We start from the raw sequence: 23,819 nt of genomic DNA, 5'->3' as shown, positions 1-23,819 counted from the left end.
GGGATTTCTTCATGAATTACTGCAAAATAGTTTCACCTATTTCTTTAAGGTAAGCACCGTACTTAGATTTACCATATTGCTTGTAAAGCTTGGCTAGTGAATCTTTATCAATAAATTTACTTAAATAAGCTACTTCTTCTATACAACCAATCATTGTACTCTGACGATTCTGAAGAACCCTTATAAACTCTGTAGCATCATCTAAAGATTCTACCGTGCCAGTATCAAACCAACTCATTCCCCTCGTCATAACGCCTACCTCAAGAGAATCGTTCTCCAAATACATTTGATTGATACTGCTAATTTCTTTTTCACCCCGATCGGAAGGAACTACTTTTTTGGCATATTCTACCACATTATTATCGTAAAAATATAAACCAGGTACAGCAAATGTAGATTTTGGCGAACGAGGTTTTTCTTCAATACTTATAACTTTTTTGTCCTTATCAAATTCTACGACTCCATACCGCTGTGGATCTTTTACTGGATAAGCAAAAATCGAAGCACCATCAACTTTTGTTTTACTTCTTAATAAATTTACGAGACCATTTCCATGAAATATATTATCTCCCAAGGCTAGAGCTACCTTCTCAGCACCTATAAATTTCTCCCCGATGATAAAAGCCTCAGCCAGTCCATTAGGCTCTTCCTGGACTGCGTATTCAAAATTACATCCCAAATGAGTTCCGTCACCTAATAATTTTTTGAATACTTCCTGATCAGCAGGAGTAGTTATGAATAAAATATCTTTGATCCCCGCCAACATCAAAACCGAGAGGGGGTAATAAATCATAGGTTTATCGTAAACTGGGAGTAACTGTTTACTCACAGCGATCGTAATTGGGTATAATCTGGTACCACTCCCTCCTGCTAAAATAATTCCTTTCATTGGTGTTACTTGTATTGTTCGTTATAATATTCCCTATATTTTCCTTTAGTTACATTCCCTAACCACGTTTGATGTTCTAAATACCAATCAATCGTTTTCTCTAAACCTTCTTCAAAAGTTACAGATGGCTTCCATCCCAATTCACCATTAATCTTGCCAGCATCAATAGCATATCGCTTATCATGGCCTGGCCTATCCTTGACGTAGGTAATTAAATCAGCAGATTTCCCTTCAATCCTATTCAATTTTTTATCCATTATTTTACATAGTGATTGAACAAGTTCTATATTCTTCCATTCATTGAATCCTCCTATGTTATAGGTTTCCTTAATACCACCTTTATGCAGTAAAAGATCGATTGCTTCAGCATGATCTTTCACGAATAGCCAATCTCTGGTATAATTACCATCTCCATAGACGGGAAGAGATTTATTGTTCACAATATTGTTAATGAATAGAGGTATTAATTTTTCAGGGAATTGATTAGGTCCATAATTATTGGAACAATTTGATATAATATAAGGCAAGCCATATGTTTCACCATAAGCCCGCACGAAATGATCTGAACTTGCTTTGGAAGCAGAATATGGAGAATTTGGATCATAAGAAGTTGTTTCGGTAAATAACCCTGTTTCACCAAGCGTACCATAAACCTCGTCTGTACTTATATGATAAAAAAGCTTCCCCACAAAGTTATTTTTCCAGTTTGCTAATGCAGCATCCAGTAGATTCATGGTACCAATTACATTGGTCTTTACAAAAACTAATGGGTCACTTATAGAACGATCTACATGTGATTCTGCTGCGAGATGTATTACCTTATCGAATTTGTAATTTTCAAACAGGTCATTGATTACCTTAGCGCTATTAATATTAGCCTTTAAAAAGGTATAATTACTTTTTGACTCTATATCCTTTAGATTTTCAAGATTTCCAGCATAAGTCAATGCATCCAAGTTAAAAATTTGATAGTCTGGATATTTATTTACTAATAACCTTACGACGTGTGAACCAATAAATCCTGCACCTCCTGTAACTAATATATTCATGATATTTAATTAACTTCCTATTGCATAAAATTCAAATCCAATCTTCTCTTTTTCCACTCGGTTCAAAAGTCGTCTACCATCAAATAAAAATGCCGGTTTAAGCATATTACCATAAACCGATTTCCAATCGAGTTCTTGAAATTCATCCCATTCCGTTAATACCGCTATAGCATGTGCTTTTTCTGCAACTTCTGGAGCAGAATTGACAATTGTCACCCGAGCTCTATTTTCAGCTTCCTGTCTTGTATTCAAATAATCGAGATCCGCGTAAATTTGCTCTGCCTTAACCTTCGGATCATAAACAGCAACTTCTGCCTGTTCATTTAGCAAGTAGTCGACCACATATATTGCAGCGGACTCTCTAGTGTCATTAGTGTCTTTTTTAAAGGCCCACCCTAATATTCCAATTTTTTTTCCTGATACAGTATTAAATAGTGTTTTAACTATATTTGCAGCAAATCGCCTTTTCTGGTGATCATTCATGGTAATTACCTGTTCCCAATAATCTGCAACTTCATTTAGTCCATAAGACTTAGCTATATAAACCAAGTTTAAAATGTCTTTTTGGAAACAAGATCCACCAAAACCAACTGATGATTGTAGAAATTTAGAGCCAATCCTGGAATCCATACCAACAGCTTTTGCTACTTCATTCACATCTGCACCGGTTTTTTCACATAATTCAGAAAGGGAATTTATACTTGAAACACGTTGAGCTAAAAAAGCATTAGCTGTAAGTTTTGACAATTCAGATGACCAAACATTCGTAGTCAAAATCCTTTCGCGATCAACCCAATGTGCATAGACATCTACTAAAGCTTCTACAGCTTCAGCTCCTTCGACCGAATCAATATCTCCTCCTATTAATACTCTATCTGGATTCATTAAATCAGCCACAGCTGTTCCCTCAGCCAAAAATTCAGGATTAGATAAGATTTGATACCTAACACCATTTCCAGTATTATCTAAAATATTTCTAAGTGCTTCAGCAGTTCGAACTGGAAGAGTAGATTTCTCAACTACAATTTTATCGGTTGTAGCAACACGAGCAATCTGCCTGGCACATAGCTCGATAAATTTTAGATCAGCCGCCATACCCTTGCCAATACCGTATGTCTTAGTTGGCGTATTTACGGATATAAAAATCATATCTGCCTTATCTATCGCAGCATCTACATGTGTCGAAAAGAAAAGATTCCTACCTCGAGCCTCTTTAACAATATTAGAAAGCCCTGGTTCATAGATTGGAATATTATCAACATTTTCATCATTCCATGCATCAATCCTTTTCTCATTAATATCTACTACAGTGACATTGATTTCAGGACATTTTTGAGCTATTACCGCCATTGTTGGCCCACCAACATATCCCGCACCAATGCAACAAATATTCTTGACTATCATCTATTATAATTTTTTGTCACATCTATCACCTAAAACTCCTTTTACGTCATATACTACAGAAGTAGGTTTTTTCAGTTCTTCCAAGTCTAGTTTGAGAAATTCTTTATGAGCAACTGTCATTAGGATAGCATCAAATTTGTCTTTCGGCACCACCCTAACTGTATCAAGTTCATACTCATGCTTCACTTCCGAAGGACTAGCTAGTGGATCATGAATAGTTATCTCCACTCCGTATTCCTTCAAACTTTTGATAACATCCACAACTTTAGTATTTCTAACGTCAGGACAATTCTCTTTGAAAGTGATTCCTAAAACTAAGATTTTCGAAGCTTTAACTCTGATGTCATTCTGAAGCATGAGCTTCACCAGTTCCGAAGCTACGTACTGACCCATACTATCATTCATTCTTCTTCCCGCCAGGATGATTTCCGGATGATACCCAATTTCCTGTGCTTTCTGTGCAAGATAATAAGGATCTACTCCAATACAATGCCCCCCCACCAATCCTGGTTTAAAAGGTAAAAAATTCCATTTCGTACCAGCAGCTTCCAGAACATCTTGAGTATCAATACCCATCATGTTAAAGATTTTAGCCAATTCATTTACAAACGCTATATTTATATCTCTTTGAGAGTTCTCTATAACTTTTGCCGCTTCAGCCACTTTAATCGTTGGAGCGAGATGAGTTCCAGCTGTAATTACTTCAGCGTACAGACTGTTTACCTGTTCTCCTATCTCGGGTGTGGAACCAGCAGTTACTTTAAGAATTTTTTCTACAGTATGCTCCTTATCTCCTGGATTGATCCTTTCTGGGGAATATCCTACGAAAAAATCTTCATTAAACTTTAAACCTGAATGTTTCTCGAGTACGGGAACACACTCATCCTCGGTAACTCCAGGATAAACAGTTGATTCATAAATAACTACATCTCCTTTAGATAGAACCTTTGCTACAGTTTCACTACTTTTGTATAAAGGAGTAAGGTCGGGTCTATTATTTTTATCTACAGGAGTTGGAACTGTAATGATATAATAATTACAATCTTTTATATCTTCCAGATTTGCTGAACAAAACAATCCATTTGCATCCGAATTGTCCTGTTTGAGAGAAACTTTTAGAACTTCATCTTCAACTTCAAGGGTAGAATCATGACCAGACATTAATTCCTTTACTCTCGCCGAGTTAATATCAAAACCAACCACAGCAAATTTAGTTGAAAAAAGTCTTGCAAGTGGCAACCCAACGTAGCCTAATCCTATTACTGCTATTTTTTTTTTAATCATTCTCTAAATTTTTATTCCATAAGTGATAAATAAATTCAGGCTTTTGCGGAATGAGACCATACCTTTCATAAACTTTTAAAGCTTTCTCGTTCAGTTTCTGGGTACCCCCCACTACAATTGGACAACCTTCTCTTTTCAACACTGATTCCATTGCCCTCATTAATGCAAAGGAAATGCCTTTACCTTCATATTCTCTTTTAACAGCAAATAATGGAGTACGACCGCGACCATTTTTAATGTCGATTGTAGCAAAACCAACTATTTCAGAATTTTCTCTATATACAAGAGTATGAGTAGCTAATTTTTTATTCACAGAATTTTTAATCCAATTTCTAAATATCTCATCGCAAACCTCGTTCGGTATTCTTGGATCCAAACCAAATCTACCTTGTCTACCGGCTAATTGAGCTAATTCAACTAATGCTTTATTCGGTTCATTTTCTTCATAAAAACTAATATTCGCGTGAAAAGGAAACTCATCCTTAATTTTTCGTATTAATGGAACTCTGTGGATAACTAAATTGATATCAAAACCTGAAGATATTTCTGAATTTAACTTAATTCCAGAACTATAATATCCTAATTTGATCTCATCCTCAATCATTGAGTTGAGAATTATTTCGCGTGATTTTGAATTATTTAAAATATTCTTTTTCACTTCTGCAACCTTGAACTTAAAAAAGTTGGTATCCCATTCTAAAATTTTATATGGTCTCTCCATTGAAATAATAATTACGAATAGGATTTATAAATTATCCCAATACCAATGAGTAGCCTCTTTTAGACCATCTTCAATTCTATGTGTGGGATTATAATTAAGTAATTTTTTAGCCTTCTCTACCGATGCCAACGAATGTGGAATATCTCCAGGTCTATTGGGACCATGTTTAATTTCTACTTCTGCAATATCTGAATCGTATTCAGCCAGATTTTGCTTCAGGAGGTGCGTCAATTCCTTTAAGTTTGTACGATCACCTACTGCAGTGTTATATACTTCGTTTAAAGCCTTTTCATTATCTGTAACCAAACAAAGAAGGTTCATCTGCACAACATTATCTATATAGGTGAAATCTCTGGAATAAGTTCCATCTCCGTTGATCACAGGACTTTCCTTTTTCATCAGCTGCATCACAAATTTTGGGATGACTGCTGCGTAAGCTCCATTAGGATCCTGACGTCTTCCGAAGACATTGAAATAACGGAGTCCAATCGTATTTAGACCATATGCCTTTTTGAATATATCAGCATAAAGCTCATTGACATATTTAGTGATAGCATAGGGTGAAAGAGGTTTACCAATAACGTCCTCTACTTTTGGGAGATTTTCAGAATCACCATAGGTAGATGAACTTGCCGCGTACACAAATCGTTTGATTCCATTATCACGAGATGCGACAAGCATATTCAAGAAACCTGAAACATTAACATCATTACTAGTTATAGGATCATTAATTGACCTTGGAACAGAACCCAAGGCTGCTTCATGGAGAACGAAATCCTGATTTTTAGTAGCCTCAAGACAGGTTTCCAGGTTTCGAATATCCCCTTCAATGAATTTAAATTTAGTATTTTCTAAAAATGGCTCAATATTATGTTTATGACCTGTAGCTAAATTGTCAAGGCAGGTTACTTCAGCGCCAAATTCTAAAAGCTTTTCGCAAAGATTAGAACCTATAAATCCTGCGCCACCTGTCACCAATACTTTTGACGATTTTAATAGATCCTTTTGAGAATCAGTTATCAAATTGTGAGTTTTTAATTATCAATCTGCAAAGATAGAATTTCAATCTTAAGTATTGTTAAAGGAAATTTAAATAAATTAGTTCCTAAAATTTACTCGATTCCAAATGAACCATAGTTGTTGCAATTATTTTCTCTTCAAATTTACCGGCAGCGATATCTCCAGAAATTCTTTGATTAAGGACTTCTACCGCTTTTACTCCTAACTCAGATGGATGCTGTTCGATATAGCTAAGTGATGGTGTTAGATATTCTGCGATGTCTTTATTAATATAGCCTATGATCTTTAAATCTTCCGGGATTTTGATGTTTTGTTCATAAGCCACTCTTGTTGTGATGATCGCGCTTTCAAAATCTGTACAGAGTAAAGCCTCAACTTTATCTGTAACTAAGAGCTTTTCAATTTTGGACTTCAAAGTTCCCTCGCTGCTACTCCGTGCTGTGAATACTGCCAATTCGTCCATCGCCTTCTGGTAACCAGATATCCTTAGCTTTCCAATTCCAACATGGTGTATGGCTGAAGCAATCCCAATTCGCTCCAAACCTTTCGCTCTAAAGAATTTCGTAGCGTCATAAAAACTCTTTTCATCATCCACGCCCACTTTATCTGCAGGTAGATCCAGGTTGATTCGGTCGTAGACAACTACTGGAATATCATAATCTAAAAGGGCAAACAGATGATCATATTCTGCCTTTTTCTGAGTTTCCTCTGAAACTGCAATTAAAACTCCGTCAACCATTCCGGAAGTCAGAAGATCACAAATTTGTTTCTCGCGATCGAGTGACTCATTGGATATATATGTAATGATCTGCTGTTCATATTGTTGAGCCTGAGCTTCAATTCCAGATAGAACTCTGGCAAAAAAGCTATTCGAAATATTTGGAATCACAACACCAATCGTTCCTGTCTTACTTTTTTTCAAATTAACCGCTACCGGATTTGGCCGGTAGTTGTGAAGCTTTGCTAACTCCTTTACTCGCTCGGCTGTTTTAGGACTAATTTCCGGACTATCATGAAGTGCTTTTGAAACCGTAGAAACACTCACATTAAGTAATTTTGAAAGCTCTTTTAAGGTTATTTTACTCTTCATAATAAACTGTTGAAATAAATTAATTCAATAATTGCTGCGGAATTGCCTGCCTTCAAATGCCAATTTGCAAAGAAAAGAATAAATTACGGTTTTGTAGTTATCCCTTTTTGAACGAATTGTTTCCTTTTCTATCATACTGCCTGTTTCTTACGACCATTAACGACTTAGAGATATTTAGTTCTTTAATCTAAAGAACATGTATCATCAAATTACTGATGATCATGCCGAAAACCCTTATAAACACTCAGTTAAACTTATCCTAAACACGTCAAAGCTCTTGTTCATAATCTGCTATCGTCGTAATTTACATTCACTAAAATTAAACAACCATGAAAGATTACGGAACATTATCTCAAGCTATAAACAAACTAAAACTCGAAGAGGGTTACAAGCATGATTTTAACCTACTCGATGAAAAGATCGAACTGAAGTCAGAAAATGCAACCTTCGGTGTTGAAGAATTTGAAGTAGATAAAGTCCTGCGCTTCGAAGGAATGAGTAATCCCGACGATAATTCGATTTTGTATGCTATCACCACCACTAATGGTCAGAAAGGTGTTCTTACTGACGGATATGGGATTTCCAGCGGACAGATTTCTAAGGAAATGATGAAGAAATTGGATCTGAAGGATCACAGACCTATAGATTAATGGTTAAAATTCTACTAAACCACCGATTATAATTTGGGTTTAGGCATGATCATTATATTTTTGAATTGAACATTAAAAAACTATAAATAAAAACTATGAATTATTTAGGATTAGATAAAGAGAAGACTGCAAAAACGGTTACTGAATTGAATATATTGTTAGCCGATTATCATCTATACTATCAGAAACTTAGAAATTTTCATTGGAATGTAATTGGAAAAAACTTTTTCGATCTGCATGAAAAATTCGAAGAATTGTATGACGAAGCTAAGCTTAAAGTTGATGAAATAGCTGAGCGTATTCTCACTTTAAGATATCAGCCTACCAGTAACATGAGTGAATATCTTAAAGACTCTAATTTAAAAGAATCTCCTAGTGATATTTCCGATAGTAAAATGATTGAAATCTTACTCGAAGATCACGGACTACTGCTTAAACAAATGAGAAAAGTGGTGGAAATTGCTGATAAATCTGGAGATGAAGGTACAATTGATCTAATCGGTGCTTATATTAGAGAGTTAGAGAAAACTAGCTGGATGTTGGATGCATGGAAAATGAAAACTTCAGATCAGCATAAACCAGTTAAGAAATAAGCAACTTAAAGTATGCAGGAATTTAATCTTCAGGATTCAGTTAAAGGTATTTGGGATAAACTAGAGGGATGGCTGGATACCATAATTCTTGGTCTTCCAAACTTCCTTCTCGCGGTGGTAGTTTTTATCATATTTGTTTTTCTCGCGAAGTATGTCGGTAAAATATTCGATAAGATCTTCGCCAGAAGTATCAAACAGGATTCCATACGCCAGATGGCCACGAAAGTGATCAAAGCAATTGTAATCCTGATTGGTTTCTTTATTGCATTAGGACTTCTAAACCTAGATACTGTCCTAACTTCAGTTTTAGGAGCGGCAGGAGTTGTTGGTTTAGCTATCGGTCTTGCTTTGCAAGGTACTTTAAACAATACGTTTTCGGGCTTGATACTAAGTTTTCTTCCGGAATTACAGATTGGTGATTGGGTGGAAACTAATGGATATGCAGGTTCGGTTATGGAGATCAATCTTAGGAATATTGTCATTAAGCAATCAGATAATAATTATGTGATCATTCCAAATGGAAAGATCATTGAAGAGCCGTTTAAAAACTACTCTCGCACTGCTCGTTCAAGAGTATTTGTAAATTGTGGAGTTGGATATTCTTCAGATTTAGAAATAGTAAGAGACTTAACTATTAAAACTATCGAGGATATTTTTCCGCAGAGGGGAAATGAAGAAGTTGAATTGATGTTCCAGGAATTTGGTGATAGCTCGATTAATTACGTCTTGAGATTCTGGACAGATGTTACGAAGAATAGAGATATTCTTATCGCTCAGAACACGGCGATTATTGCTATTAAGAAAGCTTACGATGCTAAAGGAATCAATATTCCATTCCCAATTAGAACGATCGATTTTACGAATAAACTGTCAGTCAATAAGGATTAAATTTGATCTTTGATAAATAAAAAAAACCGGCTATATAGCCGGTTTTTTTTGCTCTTGATTCGAACTTAGAACTTTAATCCCAGGCTAAATTGTAATCTTGGACCTTCACTTCCGGCAAAAATACTGGCTCTAGCTTGTATGGCATCTGCGCTATTAATCCATAATCCTCCACCATAACTATCGTGCCACTGGTTACTGGACTCATCATCCACCCATACCCTACCTAGATCGTAACCTCCATAGATCCCGAGCTGGAAAGGCAGAAAGTTCGTAGATACCGTATCGAACGAATACCTAAGATCTGCACCAGTACCAAAGGAACTCTTCCCTGAATACCTCTCAAATCTATAACCTCTTAGTCCGCTGTTCGCACCTAATTGTGCCGATTGATAAAATTCAAATTCATTACCCATATTAATATGTGCTTCTGCCCTTGTCTTCAAAACAAGCTTTCTATCCCGGGTAAGTGCGTTATAAAAACCCATATACGGTTTGAAATAACCAAATTGGCGATCAACATCTGCAGTATTAAGTTTTGCACCCAGGTTCAGCTCAAACAACATCCCTCTGGTAGGAACCTGAACATCGTCATAACTTTCATATCGATACATTGCATCAAGACCCACAAAATGTTTCCTCTGAAAAATATCTTCTTCTGAATTGGTGACTACTTCAGTTAAATAACGATTATCGTTTTCGGTTACTTCAATGGACTCAAAAGTTGCTGTGAATCCAAAAAAGCTACCAAAAGGAGTCTTATTGACTAATGCAGCTTTTGCTGAAATCTCATTAATTCCTACTCGGTTATAATCCATTCCTAATTCATCTTCAGGATTCTCGGTATCATTTCCGAAGCCAAAGAAGTTATCTGAATAATCTGGACTTTGGAAATTAGCTCCTAACTGTAGATTATATTTTCCAACGATATTAGCAAACTCCGCTTCATAACCTAACTCAAAGCCATTTGTTGCTGAATGATATTCCGCAGAAACAGTATGCTGAGAGGTAAAAGGATTTCGCTTAAAACTATTGATGGCCTTCACATATTCCAGCTGAAAATTAAAAGCATCATCCGGATTATAGCTAAAATGAGGTAAGATGGATCCAGACGCGAAGGTCTTCTTATCCTTATCATACGTGTTGATCTCGTAATTATCTGTTAGCCTAAGTTTAGCGTTGTCTAATTCATTAATAGTATTCGGTAGCGATTGATGATCATAAAGCTTTAATTTTGAACCATTTGTAATTGTGTATTCGTCATTGTTCTGACCTCCAATCAATCGTACAAATATAGCTGCCTTCCCCTCGCCTTTTACAAAAATTTTGTCATCATCATCAAGTCCATAAACCCAGATCTCATTGGTCTCATCTTTCTTATAGACTTTATCGCTTAGAATTTCAGCTCTTTCTCCATCCTTATTACGAGTAATGGTTACCCGGGTGTTTCCATCGGTCAACCTTTCAATATCTATAAAATCATCTTTGTCTGTCCCGGTTACAATCGCGAGATCCGCAAGTTTTTCGTAATATCTATTTGCGATATCAACCAAATTATCTCTTCTCCCCTGAACGTTTTTTATAAGTTCCTGAGTAGCCTCACCCGTGGTTTCCTCGGGTAAATTAGCAAATGCCTTCTGAATAGCTTCATCGGTTACATTTTCCTTAATGTACTCCGCCTGCTCTATCCAGGTATTTTTTCCAGTATTCTGAAGTAGTGATCTATCTAACCCCATTGCTGCGATATTGAACCATTCTACATCTTTAATGTCATCTCCATACACAGCGAATTGATTGGCAAATCCTGTGATCGCTCTTAATGTCCCAAAAAACGCTCCATCAAAATTGCTGAATACCTGATCTCTATCCCTCGGAATAGCTTTGAATACGTGCTTATCCCCTTCATCAATTTCGGCCCATCTCCATTGATCCTGATGCCTGTCCCAATCTCCAATAAGCATATCGAACAGACGCGAGCGAACATATACTGACTCATCCAGCAAGTATTTCTCATCTCTTCGCAGTCTTTCCAGCATGTCTGATGTACTTACAATATCATGATCTGGAGTCCCAAAGGATTCGTAGCCTTTCCAACCTTCTTCTGGTCTTTCAACGATCATATAAATATCATCACCATGTACAGAATTGTATTTTCCTAGTGCTTCTTGCTTAGGCAGGTAAAATATTTCCGGGTTGGTATGATAAACACCTGCAGCTTCACTGAGCTCTGGAATTGCCGTAAAGCCAAATGGATGTGCAGCGGTATAGAAATCTGTAAGTAAGTTTTCTGCTACCGTATTTTCTAATTTGTTTTCTACAGGCTGATTTTTAAAGGCTACACTCTGTAAAAATCTTAGTGCGTCCTTTCGAACTCTTCTAATATTATATTCTCTTCCCTGCCTGTCTTTCACTCTAAGTGATACGGTTTGATGTCCGCCACCTTCACGAACTACTTCCAATCCGCCATAAAGCGTATCCAGGTCTGCAGTTCTCAAAGTGATCTCAGTACCATAAAGTTCCCGATAGCGTTCACCCCAAACTGTTTCATGAACCGGACTTTTTTCAGTATCCTCTTCCTGGTAAATTGATGTCGTATAAGTTTCAGGGAATTCATCTGGATAATTCTGAAGTTCGAATGGTACAGGAGTCTCCAAAACTTCAGTTTGATAAAGTAACTTAGGTTTGTTCTCCTGATTTCCGTAGAAACTTACCCAGGAAGATCCATCCTTAAAAACATCTAGTACCGCAAATCCCTGACCCGGATATGCAAATAATCCGTCATTACTCAATGTCGCATAAGAAGCTTTGGAACCGGAACCCGAAACGATTTGCTTCACACTATCATGCTCAATATACTGCAGGGAATGTTCGTGTCCCGAAGCAAAGATCACTCGCGAAGAACCTTGTGCAATGGTACTCAAGCGTGTTGCCAGAGATTTATATCGATTGTTCTGAGCATCCTGTATAGACACACCACCAGTTGTTCTGATCAATGTAGCTAAAGACCCTAAAATTGGAAGAGGGATTTTCTTTTGTGAAGGATATATATGCCTGTCGAAAGTATATTGCCCACCATGTACGCCATTCGTATAGATTGGGTGATGAAGTGCGATTAAAATGGTTTTATTCTGATTCTTTTTGATCTCAGATTCTACTTCCAGGAACATTGCTTCCCGCGTTTTGATCTGTGCACAATTATCATTGATCTTGGGATTGTCATTCCAATCTTCTAAATACCATTGGGAATCTATGACAATCATCTGGATATTCTCAGAAACTTCGATAGACTCCATTCCGCAACCTATTTCCGGACTCCAAACCAGAATATCTTCAAATCTATCTTTCAAATAATCTTTCTGTCTATCAAGACCTTCCAGCTTTTCATTGTACCAGTCATGATTTCCAGGTATGAAAACAACTTTTCCCTCGTAATTTTCGATCGCATCCAGTTGTGCGTCTAACCGATATTCAGCCTCTTCTCTTCCCGAAGAACCTTCAGCAGGCATCCCGTCAGGATAGATATTATCACCTAGGAAAATGGAAATATTCTCCGTTTTCTTTACTGAATCCAGGTAGGATTTAAATGCCAATAGACCCAATGAAGAACCTCCCGGGGGTGAATAACCACCATCACCCAGCAGGTAAAAGGATTTTTCGATCTCTTTAGAAGAAGGATATCCAAAATCTGAGGTTGGTTCTCCATCCCTATATTTTGGCTCCAGGCTGGCACAGGAAATGACCAGTAAAGTGGTAAGAATACCGGCGAAAAGTTTAACTTTTTTCATAGAAAACTGTGGTCAATATTTTTTGTAATTTGGTCCGTGGAATAAAAAATTCATGTATGAATAATCTCGTTGAGAAAGCTGAAAAATTTGTTGAAGATTTATTTAAAGAAAAGTTACCTAACACCTTTATTTATCATAACTACCAGCATACTCAGCGTGTGGTTAAAAGTACTAAAGAATTAATCGAGAATTCTGAAATTAATGTTAAAGACAAGGAGGCGTTACTCCTTGCTGCATGGCTTCATGATACCGGTTATATTCATACTTACAGAGGGCATGAAGACAAGAGTGCAGAGATCGCGGAGGAATTTCTTCTGAAGGAGAACGCTACACAGGATCTTATAGATTTGGTTAAGCAATATATTCTGGTAACCAATTTCAGCAATATTCCAAAAACGCCTGGTGAGAAAATAATACGTGATGCCGATAGCTCACATTTTGGTAAGGAATACTTTGAAGAAACCAGTGAATTCCTGAGGCAGGAACTTGAAATGCATAATATCAAGAATTTCACTAATTCCGAATGGCTCGAGGAGAATATCCATGTTTTTACTGAAAAGCATACTTTTTATACAGATTATGCCTTGCAGGAATGGAACCCAAAGAAGGAGGAAAATCTGCTGGAGCTGATAGAAGATAAGAATAAGCAGGAAAAGAAATTAAAGAAAGAAGAGCATAAGGCCCGAATGAAGGCTAAATATAAGAATGAGAACCCAGAGAGAAGTATCCAGACGCTGTTCAGGGTTACTCTTCGAAACCATATCAAACTGAGTGATATTGCCGATACGAAAGCCAATATATTGCTTTCGGTAAATGCGATCATCATCTCACTGGCACTTGCCAACCTAATCCCTAAACTGGAAGCAGAGTCCAACAAACACTTACTTATACCAAGTTTAGTATTGGTACTTTTTAGTGTTGCATCAATAATTCTTTCAATCCTTTCTACCCGGCCAAATGTTACAACCGGAGAGTTCACTAAAGAACAGGTTAAGAACCGGAATGTGAATCTTTTATTCTTCGGAAACTACCACAAGATGCCTTTTGATCAATTTAAATGGGGTATGAACCAGTTGATCAAGGATAAAGATTATGTATACGAAATGTTGATGCTCGATCTTCACCTTTTAGGTAAGGTACTACATCGAAAGTATTTTCTACTAAGAATGACTTATACGGTATTTATGTTAGGAATAATTATTTCGGTAATCGCCTTTATTCTGGCTTTTTACTTAATGTAGTTCTTCCATTAGATCTTCATAATTGATCGTTCTTTCTGGATGATTGGAATCGGGTGAATATAATATGTTCACCCTTATTGCTTTAAGTCCTACCACTCCTTGCACATCTTCCAGATCTAATAATTCAACATTATCACCAAAGTAATTCTTCGCTTGTAGGTATTTAATATACTGTAAATATTCTCGCTCATCACTTGCCTGAGAGTATACGATTGTGAGTTTCCCTTTTTGAGTTACACGTTCCTCTGTACCCTTTATAAATGCCTTATCGATACGTTTTTTAATGATCTCATAACGCGCATTATAAGTTCCATCTACATCGAATTTTTTCTCATCCATTCTGTATCTAATAGACATCGTACTATTAAAAACGAGAATCAGGGATGCTGCTTCGAGCATCACTGGAGTTCTTTCTTGTAATTGATAAAACCTGTTCTCCATTTCGCACATAGTGCTCAATTGCCACAATCTCAAATTAAACAAGTAAACCTTGTTGAAAGGTTTCTTATTTGCCATTGATGCCCCTATATACATATTGTGGTCTACACCATCCGTCTTATATCTCTCAAAATAATGTGGGTAGATGTTCTGAGCCTGGACCTGCCTTTTATCAATATAGCGGGACATAGTACGGTTTATTTGCTGTACTGTCTCATCATATTTCTTACGATGATTATAGACCAGTCCAGTTTCAGGATTGAGCATGCTCGTATATTCCTCAACAAGCTCTTTGATTTCTTCAGATTGCTTTCTCAAATGGCTCATTAAAGGATTTACCTCCTTCTTCAATAAATTAAAAACCTTCTGTTCACTGCTGGCATTCAGTCTATCCTGTAATTCTTCTTTAAAATCTGACACACGGTACTTAACCTGGTCGTATATAGGAAGCTCTTCAATTTTATAAGCCTTATCAGTAATATTCATTATGATCTCGAGCTGATCCATTAGGTCACGTTTGATCGCATCATTCCTAGCTTCCGAAGATGCGACAATATCTATTTGACCATACAATGGAAAAACATCCTTAAAGGTAATATCCTTGAAAGAAGCAAGTCCATCCTTATCCAGATCCTTTATGAACTTTTTGGCTTCTCTTTCGAACACCCAAAGAACACTTGGATGAATAGAGGTACACTCACTTTGAATTACTGCTTTTATCCTGTTTTCAAAATCATTCCGGTTTCTCTCCACCGTAGTCACGATATAAGGCAGGATATCGTCTAGCTTTATAGCATTAATACTATTTAGCTCATTCTTCCTACTCGAGGCCAGTTCCAATATTCCCAGAAGCTTACCATTCTTAGCAACCGGAGCCAAGAGACAGCTCTTCACATCGTTCTTAATGAGATTCTTAGATAGTAAATTATCATATTTACGCGCATAAGACTCGACATTGGAAATAGTAAAATAGGCATTATCATCTATCAGGGTTTTGAATCCTTTCTCACAAATACCCGACTCACAATCATTCATCAAAACTTCGTCAAGGATAAAGCTCTGTGCCTCCTTATTATCCATTCTTTCAAATACCATCTCTTTTTTATTGAAAACGGTAAATCCAACCCGAAGGTCTGATATATTATAAATTGAACGGAATATCTCCTGAAGTTTGGCCAACTCCTCCTCTTCATTCACTTCTTCGAAAAGCAACGTAGTTTTTAATTCTGAAATAGCATCATCTATGGTAACATCGGTCAGATTAACGATGGTAAAACCTTTAAAAATATGGCTGTGAGGAGGAATCTTTTCCTTCCAGAGCTCGATATCATCCACATTTTGCAATAAAATGTCTACATCTTTCTGAGTAATTTCCGGCGCTTCATCTTTACGAATAATATCAACAAAGTCGGCATTCATAGATATTCTGTAATGACGCTTTATTCCATCTTCATCTGGAATGTCATAGTACAGAGGTCTCGAAATATCTATTTTATAACCATAGGACTTCAATATCTGTATACTAGAAAAGATATAGATCAACTCTTCGTCCATATGCCTGAACTTCAAATTGAAATCCTTTCCGGCATTATTCAAAATAGCTTTCAGTCGTTTGGAAACGTTGAAGAGAATATTATGGAATGGAACTGCTGCAGCTTTGATCTCATTATTAGACAATATGTTCGGAAACAGATCATCCAGCAAGATATTAATGGGGGCGTGATATTTCTTTAAAAGTTTTGGGTCTGAAAACCCTTCAGATAATTCCGGGAACTGACTTACATGGTCAAGCATTTTTTGCATGTATTCCCTAGAAATCTCACTTTCTATCTCATCAAGCTCCTTTTGATACTCTTCGATCACCTTATGAAAACTGATCTGTATATCGAATGGAAAATCTTTTAATTGCTGCAACATAACTTGATAATTTAAGGTAAAATTAAATGTAAATGTAGCCTTGAAAGAGCAACGCCTTGAAATTAACATTTATTTATAAGAACGTCATTAGAATGAGGCCTGAGTTCATTATTTTTGCAGAAATAGACATAAAAAATGAAGAAATTCTTATTCTTATTCAGCTCCGTAATTTTCCTATTAACTGGATGTGGAGAAGATAAAGGTTACTACCTAAGCGGTGAAGTAAAAGGTGTTGAAAATGGTACAAAAATCTATATCTCAGAATTAGACGGAAAGACTCGTTCACCAAAAGCAGTAGATACAGCCATTGTTCAGGATGAGAAATTTGAGTTGGACATGGAAGAAATGGATCTACCTGCACTTAGTTTTTTACGTATCGAAGGAGTTAATGGTAATCTTGTATTTATTGCTGAGAACGAAAAACTGAAATTCAACATCAATAAGGACAGTATTCGTAGCTCACGTGTGAGCGGTGGACAAGAAAATGAAGCGCTTTATGAATATTTGGATCACATGAAAGAAATGAACCGGAAGATTGGGAAAATGCAGAAGGAAGCGAGAACTGCAATGATACAGAAGGATACTGCAAAACTAAAAAGTCTTCAGGCAACTGAAACCGAGCTTAAAGACAATGATCGTAAAGCTAAAGAAGAGATTTTTAGCCGAAATACAGATACATTTCTTGCTGTAACCTTGCTTACTGATATGTTGAGTTCAAAAAGTCATAGCTCCAAGGAAGTTCGCGATATGTTCGGTGAAGTGTCAGATCGTATCAAGCAAACTGATATGGCAAAAGATCTGAAGAGCGAGTTAGAGAAGATGAAAAATGCTGAAACGGGGTCTAAGGCTCCAGATTTTGAAGCTCCTACTCCAGATGGCGAAATGCTTGCACTTTCTGATCGGATGGGTCAGGTTACTGTAGTAGATTTCTGGGCAGCCTGGTGTAAACCTTGTCGAGTAGAAAATCCAAACCTGGTTAACACTTACAACAAGTACAAAGATCAAGGATTAAATATCATTAGCGTAAGTCTGGATCGACCAGGACAGAAGGATCGATGGGTACAGGCAATCAAAGATGATAAACTTGAACAATGGGATCATGTTTCCAATCTTCAATTCTGGCAGGATCCCGTAGCTAGGTTATACGGAATCACAGCAATCCCGGCGACCTATATTCTTGATAAAGATGGAATCATTGTGGCAAAAAATCTTCGTGGTGATGCCTTAGCTGAAAAGATTGGCGAACTACTGAATTAATTCTATTTACTTAGAAAGATACCCGGTTCTTTGAAGAAAGAACAATATTACGATAGGCACAGCTAATAAAATAACCATTAGCAAGTGACTTTCCAGCACCCAGGGAGCCAGAATCATCGTTAGAATATATCCACCGGTAGCACCGCCAAAATGTGCATCGTGACCAATATTATCTGTTCTGCGCTTCATTCCGTAAATAGTATAAAGCAGATATCCTATTCCGAATATATAAGCGGGAACTGGTATGATAAAGAATAAACCAAGCGTCATGTCTGGTTGTAGTAGTATGGCAGAATAAAGAATTCCCATTACAGCGCCACTGGCACCTACGGCAGTATAGTACGGATCATTCTTATGGAAATAGTAGGATAATAAATTTCCCAGCAATAGACTCCCAAGATATATAATGAGGAAAGCTACAGAGCCTAACTGCCAGATAACCACATTTGCAAAAAAATAGAGTGTTAGCATATTTACAAAAAGGTGGCTTGTATCTACATGCAGGAATCCCGATGTGAATATTTGAAATTTAGAACCTCTCTGAATATCTGAAGTACTGAATTTGTACTTGTTGAAGAAGGTCTCATCGCTAAAACCTTTAAAAGAAATTAATGCATTTGCCGCTATGATCACCAGCGTGACCAGGCTCAATTCTCCCATTTTTACTAAAGTTTAATTTCAAATATACCATATATTTGCGGAAAGTTTTTTTATGCAAGGATTAGTTTTCTGGCTTGTTTACCCCCTACTTTGGCTTATATCCATTCTTCCGTTTCGTATTTTCTATATATTCTCAGACTTTATATATATCTTGGTTTTTAGAGTCATAGGCTATCGCAGAAGTACTGTTCAAAAGAATTTAAGAATGGTGTTTCCAGATAAGCCTTCCGAAGATTTGAAACGTATAGAAAAAATTTTCTACAGGCATATGTGTGATATGTTTCTGGAAATGATCAAAAGTCTTTCCATTAGTGATAGAGAACTTCAAAAGCGCTTCAAATTCACTAATCTTGAAGTTTTAAGAGAGATTGAAAGCAGAAACAAGAGTATTGTCCTAATGTGCGCACATTACGCTAGTTATGAATGGATTATTGCGCTACAACTTTACGGACTCAAATATAAATCCTTCGGAATCTATAAAAAAATACGGAACAGGTATTTTGATGATATGGTTCGCAAGATACGTAGTAAGCTTGGTGGAGAGCTTGTTAATACTCATAAAGCGACTAAGAGAATCATCCAAAATGAGCGAGAAGGATTGCGAGGTATTTACGCTATGATCGCCGACCAATCCCCAAGACTTCAGCGTTCTAATCTATGGATGAAATTTATGGGAATCTCTGTGCCTGTTTTTGAAGGTTCTGAAAAACTGGCTCGTGGTCTGGATCTTAATGTCATATACCTACATGTGGAAAAAACCGGTAGAGGATTTTATGAAGCTACGCTGGTTCCTATAACTGAAAATGCCCCGGAAGAACCGGAGCATTTTATTACTCAAAAGTTTTTTGAACTTCTCGAAAAGCAAATTCGTGAGAAACCAGAGTACTATCTATGGACGCATAAACGCTGGAAACATAGAAATGAACCTGTTCCAGAAGGAGCTACCAGGGTAAGTTAGGCTATGATTTGCTCAATTTCAGATATCATTTTCTGCGCCAGCTCATCTGCTTCCTGTTGAGATTTTGCTTCAGTATAGATCCTGATAATTGGCTCTGTGTTGGATTTTCTTAAATGAACCCAGTTCTCCGGGAAATCGATTTTTACTCCGTCTACTGTAGAAATTTCTTCTGAAGCGTGTCTTTTTTCAACCGCTTTCAAAACACCATCAACATCCAAATCTGGAGTCAGCTGAATTTTATTCTTACTCATATAATAAGAAGGATAACTTGCTCTTATTGAAGAAACCGACTCTTTCTTTTCTGCCAAATATGTAAGAAACAAGGCTGTTCCCACGAGGCTATCTCTGCCATAATGTGCTTCCGGATAGATGATTCCGCCGTTACCTTCACCACCAATGATTGCGTCTGAATCTTTCATAAGCTGAACCACGTTCACTTCACCTACTGCACTGGCATTATATTCTCCATTATGTTTCTCTGTAATATCTCTTAATGCTCTGGATGAGCTCAGGTTACTAACAGTGTTCCCGGAAGTTTTAGACAATACATAATCTGCACATGCGACCAATGTATATTCCTCACCAAACATTTCACCGTTTTCGTCTATAAAAGCAAGACGATCTACATCTGGATCTACTACGATCCCAAGATCTGCCTTCTCCTTTTTCATTAAGTAACAGATATCGATTAAATGCTCTTTTAAAGGTTCTGGATTGTGTGGAAAATGTCCATTTGGTTCACAGTATAATTCGATCACCTCTACGCCCATTCTCTTCAGCAGTGCTGGAATAGCAATTCCCCCTGTGGAATTCACTGCATCCACAGCTACTTTAAATTTCGCAGAAGAAACCTTATCAGCATCAACTAGTTTAAGCTTCAGGACTTCTTCAATATGCCTGTCGATATAATTATCGATCACTGTGATCTCTCCAAGGTCATCAACTTCAGCAAAATCAAAATTTTCACTTTCTGCTATTTCAAGAATCTTGGCTCCAGCTTCTCCGTCAAGAAATTCTCCTTTACTATTTAATAATTTTAAAGCGTTCCATTGTTTAGGATTGTGGCTGGCAGTAAGTATGATTCCACCATCAGCATCTTCCAAGGGTACAGCGACTTCTACTGTAGGAGTGGTAGACAAGCCTAGATCGATTACATCGATTCCCAGACCAGTTAGGGTATTCATCGTAAGTTCCTGGATCATTTTTCCAGATATTCTCGCATCTCTTCCTACCGCAACCTTAAGATTCTTATTGGTTGAGTTATTTTTTAACCACATACCATAAGCTGCGGCAAATTTTACTGTATCTAAAGGGGTTAAGTTATCACCGGTTTTTCCACCAATAGTTCCTCTAATCCCTGAAATTGATTTTATTAATGTCATTATTAGTTATTTATAGATCCTGATAGGACCTGTAAGAAATTTTAACAAATATAATTGTGTCATCCCGTACTTTCCAAAACTTAACAAATATTAACCCTGGCCCTGTTTAATTCGTATATTCCCGCATGAACTTTCTGGCACATATATATTTATCTGGTGATGACGATCTGGTCAAGATTGGCAATTTTATGGCAGATTCTATAAAGGGGAAAAAATATCTAAAATATGGACTTCAAATTCAAAAAGGTATAATTCTACATCGTGCGATCGACTTTTATACCGATACTCATCCAGTTTTCAAAGAGAGTAGTCATCGTTTGTCTGAAAGATACCGGCATTATAGTGGCATCATCGTAGACATTTTTTACGATCATTTCTTAGCAGCGAACTGGAAAGACTATTGTGATATACCATTGGCGGAATATACCATACAGTTCTATGAGCTATTGAAGCTTAACTACGAGGTTCTTCCTTCTAATGTCAAGAATTTTCTCCCATATATGATCGAACAAAACTGGCTTTTAAGTTATGCTTCTATTGATGGAATTCAAAGTGTCTTGAATGGTATGAATAAAAGAACGAAGCTAAAATCTGGTATGGATCAGGCTACAGATGAACTGGAGTTATATTATGATGAATTTGAAAATGAATTCCGTCATTTCTTTGAAGACGTTCTCCAATTTAGTCAAAAACAGATTCGAGAATTATAAAAAAAAAGAGCCGTTGTTTAACGGCTCTCAATCAACTTCGAAATATATCAATCCTCAATTTTATATAACCGCCCCCCAGCGTAGAAAGTATGAAAATTGATGAAATTCTAAAGTTTACACACACAATTCTTTATTACGATTTTCGAATAGTTGGAAGGGAGTCTTTCATTCCCTTCCATTAATTACCTAGTTCACAGGGTTAATATGTGTAACCCCATTTAAAATAGTTGGATCATTGGAAAAAATGATATCATCCATTGCAAAATCATTCCCAAAAACTGCATCTTCCTTATCTCTAATTCTAATAATCATTTCACCATCCTCGGTTGCAGTCATTATAAATCCAACGGTGGTCCATGCTGAATTCGAATCTTTAGATAAGTCATCAATTGTGAACAATCCTGCCTGGGTCGCAGATTCTGGATCTCCAGATCTATATACAACTTTTAATCTAGCCTCATTTAAACCATCTGGAGAGCTAATATCTTTCACACGCATTCTTACGTAATAATTGTCTCCCTCACAAAGATCTGGAGTATTTCTGGTAAAATACACTTTTTCAGAATTATCTGGATGGCCATCAAAAACTATAAAATCACCAGCATCACCAGCCTGAGGTCCTACAAAGCCTGAGTAATAATTTTCTGGATTATTTGTTATTAGGTACCCTCCAAAAGGTGCTGGTAAACCAGGTGTATCAGATCCATCATATACACCATCATTATTAGTGTCTACATCAATATAATCGGTCCCAGTTCCTGGTAATAGTGCACCAGATTCAAAGTCCTGAACCCAATCTTCGGTAACTCCGCTTAATAAACAAGGATCTGAATCTTCACCACAGAAAGGTCCTTCTCTAAAGTGCCAGTATTTCTGAGTACCTGGAACTGCTTGATCATCTCCCTCGTTAATAAGGTCATCGATTTCAGTTTCACTAAAATCACCTCTTCTAATCAAGGTCTCATTACCACCTCCATCAATAGTATAAAGTTCTGCATAGAAAACTTCGTCTACGTTTGGACGATCTGGTAATGGAATACATAAAGCATCGGCCTGTACTACAATTCCACCTTCTCTAACAACATCATTGGTAGCATTTACCAAAGCATCATCATCGTCAAAATTTAAATCTCCTATTTGATCGTTTGAAGGATATTCCCATACCTTAATCCTGAAATTGGAAGGGAAATGACGACCAACATCATTACATTCATTACCGAATAAACAGATATACTGTAAAGGCAGCATTTCAAAATCAAAGAAAAGGTACCCATAAGAATCAGCAAAAACCTCATCATAGCAAAGTACTTGCACCTCATCATAATGCTTTGTACCTGTCTCTAAGTCGATAGTATGAGGTAGAGGATTATCTACAAAGTTTTCAAAATTTGCAGGTCCGTACGTATCATCATTGGAAGGTGCAAGGTATAGAACATCTCCATTGCTGTTTCGTACATCAAAATAAAGCAATTCATAAAGTCCTGATGGAAGCTCTAGGAAAGGCTCTTCATAAGTAAGCCAATTATCCATCCCATCACTATCGCTATCACTGCTAGCTGGAATAATTCTGATATCTACAGCTTCTGCATTACCGGCATCTCCGTCATCTACAAATCCTCCACCTGGTTTTTCAATTACAGCTCGAATATAAGCAGGCTCTGTATCTTCATTATTACAGCTTGGTACTTCTCCATCGCCAAGTATATGATCTTTGTTTATCTGCGATCGGTTTGTTTCAAAATCCTCTAGTTGAACATTAAAGTTTAAAGAAGTAATTTCTGCAGGATCCGGAGAATCTGGTGTTACATTTTCATCTTTGCTACAAGATGTAAACATCAATGCAGCAGATGCGGCATAAGTGAAAAATAATTTAAAATGTTTCATAA

General features: G+C 36.9%; 19 protein-coding genes. 7 read left to right on the top strand and 12 right to left on the bottom strand.

Features of this window, described 5'->3' with window-relative positions; all coding sequences use genetic code 11:
• Positions 1 to 16: 16 nt before the first annotated feature.
• The 7 genes from rfbA to T8I65_RS05660 form a co-directional block, all read right to left on the bottom strand.
• The gene (gene rfbA, locus T8I65_RS05690; protein WP_322302431.1) at positions 17 to 889 is read right to left on the bottom strand and encodes a glucose-1-phosphate thymidylyltransferase RfbA; all 873 of its coding nucleotides are present in this window, start codon (positions 887 to 889) and stop codon (positions 17 to 19) included.
• 5 nt (positions 890 to 894) lie between these two features.
• On the bottom strand, positions 895 to 1,938 hold the full coding sequence (gene rfbB, locus T8I65_RS05685; RefSeq protein WP_322302430.1) for a dTDP-glucose 4,6-dehydratase: 1,044 nt from the start codon (positions 1,936 to 1,938) through the stop codon (positions 895 to 897).
• Positions 1,939 to 1,947: 9 nt separating this feature from the next.
• Positions 1,948 to 3,342: a nucleotide sugar dehydrogenase gene (locus T8I65_RS05680; protein ID WP_322302429.1), complete on the bottom strand. Its 1,395-nt coding sequence runs from the start codon at positions 3,340 to 3,342 to the stop codon at positions 1,948 to 1,950.
• 3 nt (positions 3,343 to 3,345) lie between these two features.
• Positions 3,346 to 4,626: a nucleotide sugar dehydrogenase gene (locus T8I65_RS05675; RefSeq protein WP_322302428.1), complete on the bottom strand. Its 1,281-nt coding sequence runs from the start codon at positions 4,624 to 4,626 to the stop codon at positions 3,346 to 3,348.
• Positions 4,619 to 5,347 carry a GNAT family N-acetyltransferase gene (locus T8I65_RS05670; protein WP_322302427.1) on the bottom strand — a complete coding sequence of 243 codons (729 nt, stop codon included), beginning with the start codon at positions 5,345 to 5,347 and terminating at the stop codon, positions 4,619 to 4,621. Before T8I65_RS05670 ends, T8I65_RS05675 begins: the two co-directional genes overlap by 8 nt.
• Before the next feature lie 24 nt (positions 5,348 to 5,371).
• Positions 5,372 to 6,370, bottom strand: a complete 999-nt coding sequence (locus T8I65_RS05665) for an SDR family oxidoreductase (RefSeq protein WP_416173208.1) — start codon at positions 6,368 to 6,370, stop codon at positions 5,372 to 5,374.
• Between the two features lie 82 nt (positions 6,371 to 6,452).
• A complete protein-coding gene (locus tag T8I65_RS05660) occupies positions 6,453 to 7,457 on the bottom strand; it encodes a LacI family DNA-binding transcriptional regulator (RefSeq protein ID WP_322302426.1) in 1,005 nt (334 codons plus the stop codon).
• 329 nt (positions 7,458 to 7,786) lie between these two features.
• Here T8I65_RS05660 and T8I65_RS05655 point away from each other — a divergent pair, with 329 nt between their 5' ends.
• From T8I65_RS05655 to T8I65_RS05645, 3 genes are all read left to right on the top strand, one after another.
• Positions 7,787 to 8,107 carry a phosphoribosylpyrophosphate synthetase gene (locus T8I65_RS05655; RefSeq protein ID WP_322302425.1) on the top strand — a complete coding sequence of 107 codons (321 nt, stop codon included), beginning with the start codon at positions 7,787 to 7,789 and terminating at the stop codon, positions 8,105 to 8,107.
• Between the two features lie 95 nt (positions 8,108 to 8,202).
• Entirely contained in the window at positions 8,203 to 8,700 is a 498-nt protein-coding gene (locus T8I65_RS05650) for a Dps family protein (protein WP_322302424.1), read from the top strand.
• 12 nt (positions 8,701 to 8,712) lie between these two features.
• Positions 8,713 to 9,588: a mechanosensitive ion channel family protein gene (locus T8I65_RS05645; RefSeq protein WP_322302423.1), complete on the top strand. Its 876-nt coding sequence runs from the start codon at positions 8,713 to 8,715 to the stop codon at positions 9,586 to 9,588.
• Between the two features lie 65 nt (positions 9,589 to 9,653).
• On the opposite strand, the gene T8I65_RS05640 is transcribed toward T8I65_RS05645, so the two are convergent.
• Positions 9,654 to 13,370, bottom strand: a complete 3,717-nt coding sequence (locus T8I65_RS05640) for a metallophosphoesterase (RefSeq protein WP_322302422.1) — start codon at positions 13,368 to 13,370, stop codon at positions 9,654 to 9,656.
• 56 nt (positions 13,371 to 13,426) lie between these two features.
• Between T8I65_RS05640 and T8I65_RS05635 the strand changes: the two genes are divergently transcribed.
• On the top strand, positions 13,427 to 14,611 hold the full coding sequence (locus T8I65_RS05635) for a Pycsar system effector family protein (RefSeq protein ID WP_322302421.1): 1,185 nt from the start codon (positions 13,427 to 13,429) through the stop codon (positions 14,609 to 14,611).
• Here the strand turns inward: T8I65_RS05635 and T8I65_RS05630 are convergent.
• A complete protein-coding gene (locus T8I65_RS05630; RefSeq protein ID WP_322302420.1) occupies positions 14,603 to 16,966 on the bottom strand; it encodes a GAF domain-containing protein in 2,364 nt (787 codons plus the stop codon). The genes T8I65_RS05635 and T8I65_RS05630 overlap by 9 nt on opposite strands.
• A gap of 135 nt (positions 16,967 to 17,101) precedes the next feature.
• Here T8I65_RS05630 and T8I65_RS05625 point away from each other — a divergent pair, with 135 nt between their 5' ends.
• Complete coding sequence (locus tag T8I65_RS05625; RefSeq protein ID WP_322302419.1) at positions 17,102 to 18,223, top strand: TlpA disulfide reductase family protein; 1,122 nt, start codon at positions 17,102 to 17,104, stop codon at positions 18,221 to 18,223.
• 6 nt (positions 18,224 to 18,229) lie between these two features.
• Here T8I65_RS05625 and T8I65_RS05620 read toward each other — a convergent pair whose 3' ends face one another.
• Positions 18,230 to 18,883 carry a rhomboid family intramembrane serine protease gene (locus tag T8I65_RS05620; RefSeq protein WP_141877362.1) on the bottom strand — a complete coding sequence of 218 codons (654 nt, stop codon included), beginning with the start codon at positions 18,881 to 18,883 and terminating at the stop codon, positions 18,230 to 18,232.
• Between the two features lie 52 nt (positions 18,884 to 18,935).
• On the opposite strand from T8I65_RS05620, the gene T8I65_RS05615 reads away from it, so the two are divergent.
• On the top strand, positions 18,936 to 19,841 hold the full coding sequence (locus T8I65_RS05615) for a lysophospholipid acyltransferase family protein (protein ID WP_322302418.1): 906 nt from the start codon (positions 18,936 to 18,938) through the stop codon (positions 19,839 to 19,841).
• Here T8I65_RS05615 and glmM read toward each other — a convergent pair.
• A complete protein-coding gene (gene glmM, locus T8I65_RS05610; RefSeq protein ID WP_322302417.1) occupies positions 19,838 to 21,223 on the bottom strand; it encodes a phosphoglucosamine mutase in 1,386 nt (461 codons plus the stop codon). The genes T8I65_RS05615 and glmM overlap by 4 nt on opposite strands.
• A 125-nt stretch (positions 21,224 to 21,348) precedes the next feature.
• Here glmM and T8I65_RS05605 point away from each other — a divergent pair, with 125 nt between their 5' ends.
• Positions 21,349 to 21,933, top strand: coding sequence for an ACP phosphodiesterase (locus T8I65_RS05605; RefSeq protein WP_322302416.1), 585 nt, complete (start codon positions 21,349 to 21,351; stop codon positions 21,931 to 21,933).
• Positions 21,934 to 22,119: 186 nt separating this feature from the next.
• Here T8I65_RS05605 and T8I65_RS05600 read toward each other — a convergent pair whose 3' ends face one another.
• Complete coding sequence (locus tag T8I65_RS05600; RefSeq protein ID WP_322302415.1) at positions 22,120 to 23,817, bottom strand: hypothetical protein; 1,698 nt, start codon at positions 23,815 to 23,817, stop codon at positions 22,120 to 22,122.
• Between the last annotated feature and the right edge of the window lie 2 nt (positions 23,818 to 23,819).

The organism is Christiangramia sp. OXR-203, from assembly GCF_034372165.1.
In the GTDB taxonomy this organism is placed as follows: domain Bacteria; phylum Bacteroidota; class Bacteroidia; order Flavobacteriales; family Flavobacteriaceae; genus Christiangramia.
The sequence above is the reverse complement of the archived record's forward strand: the minus strand, read 5'-3'. Positions and strand labels throughout refer to the sequence as shown.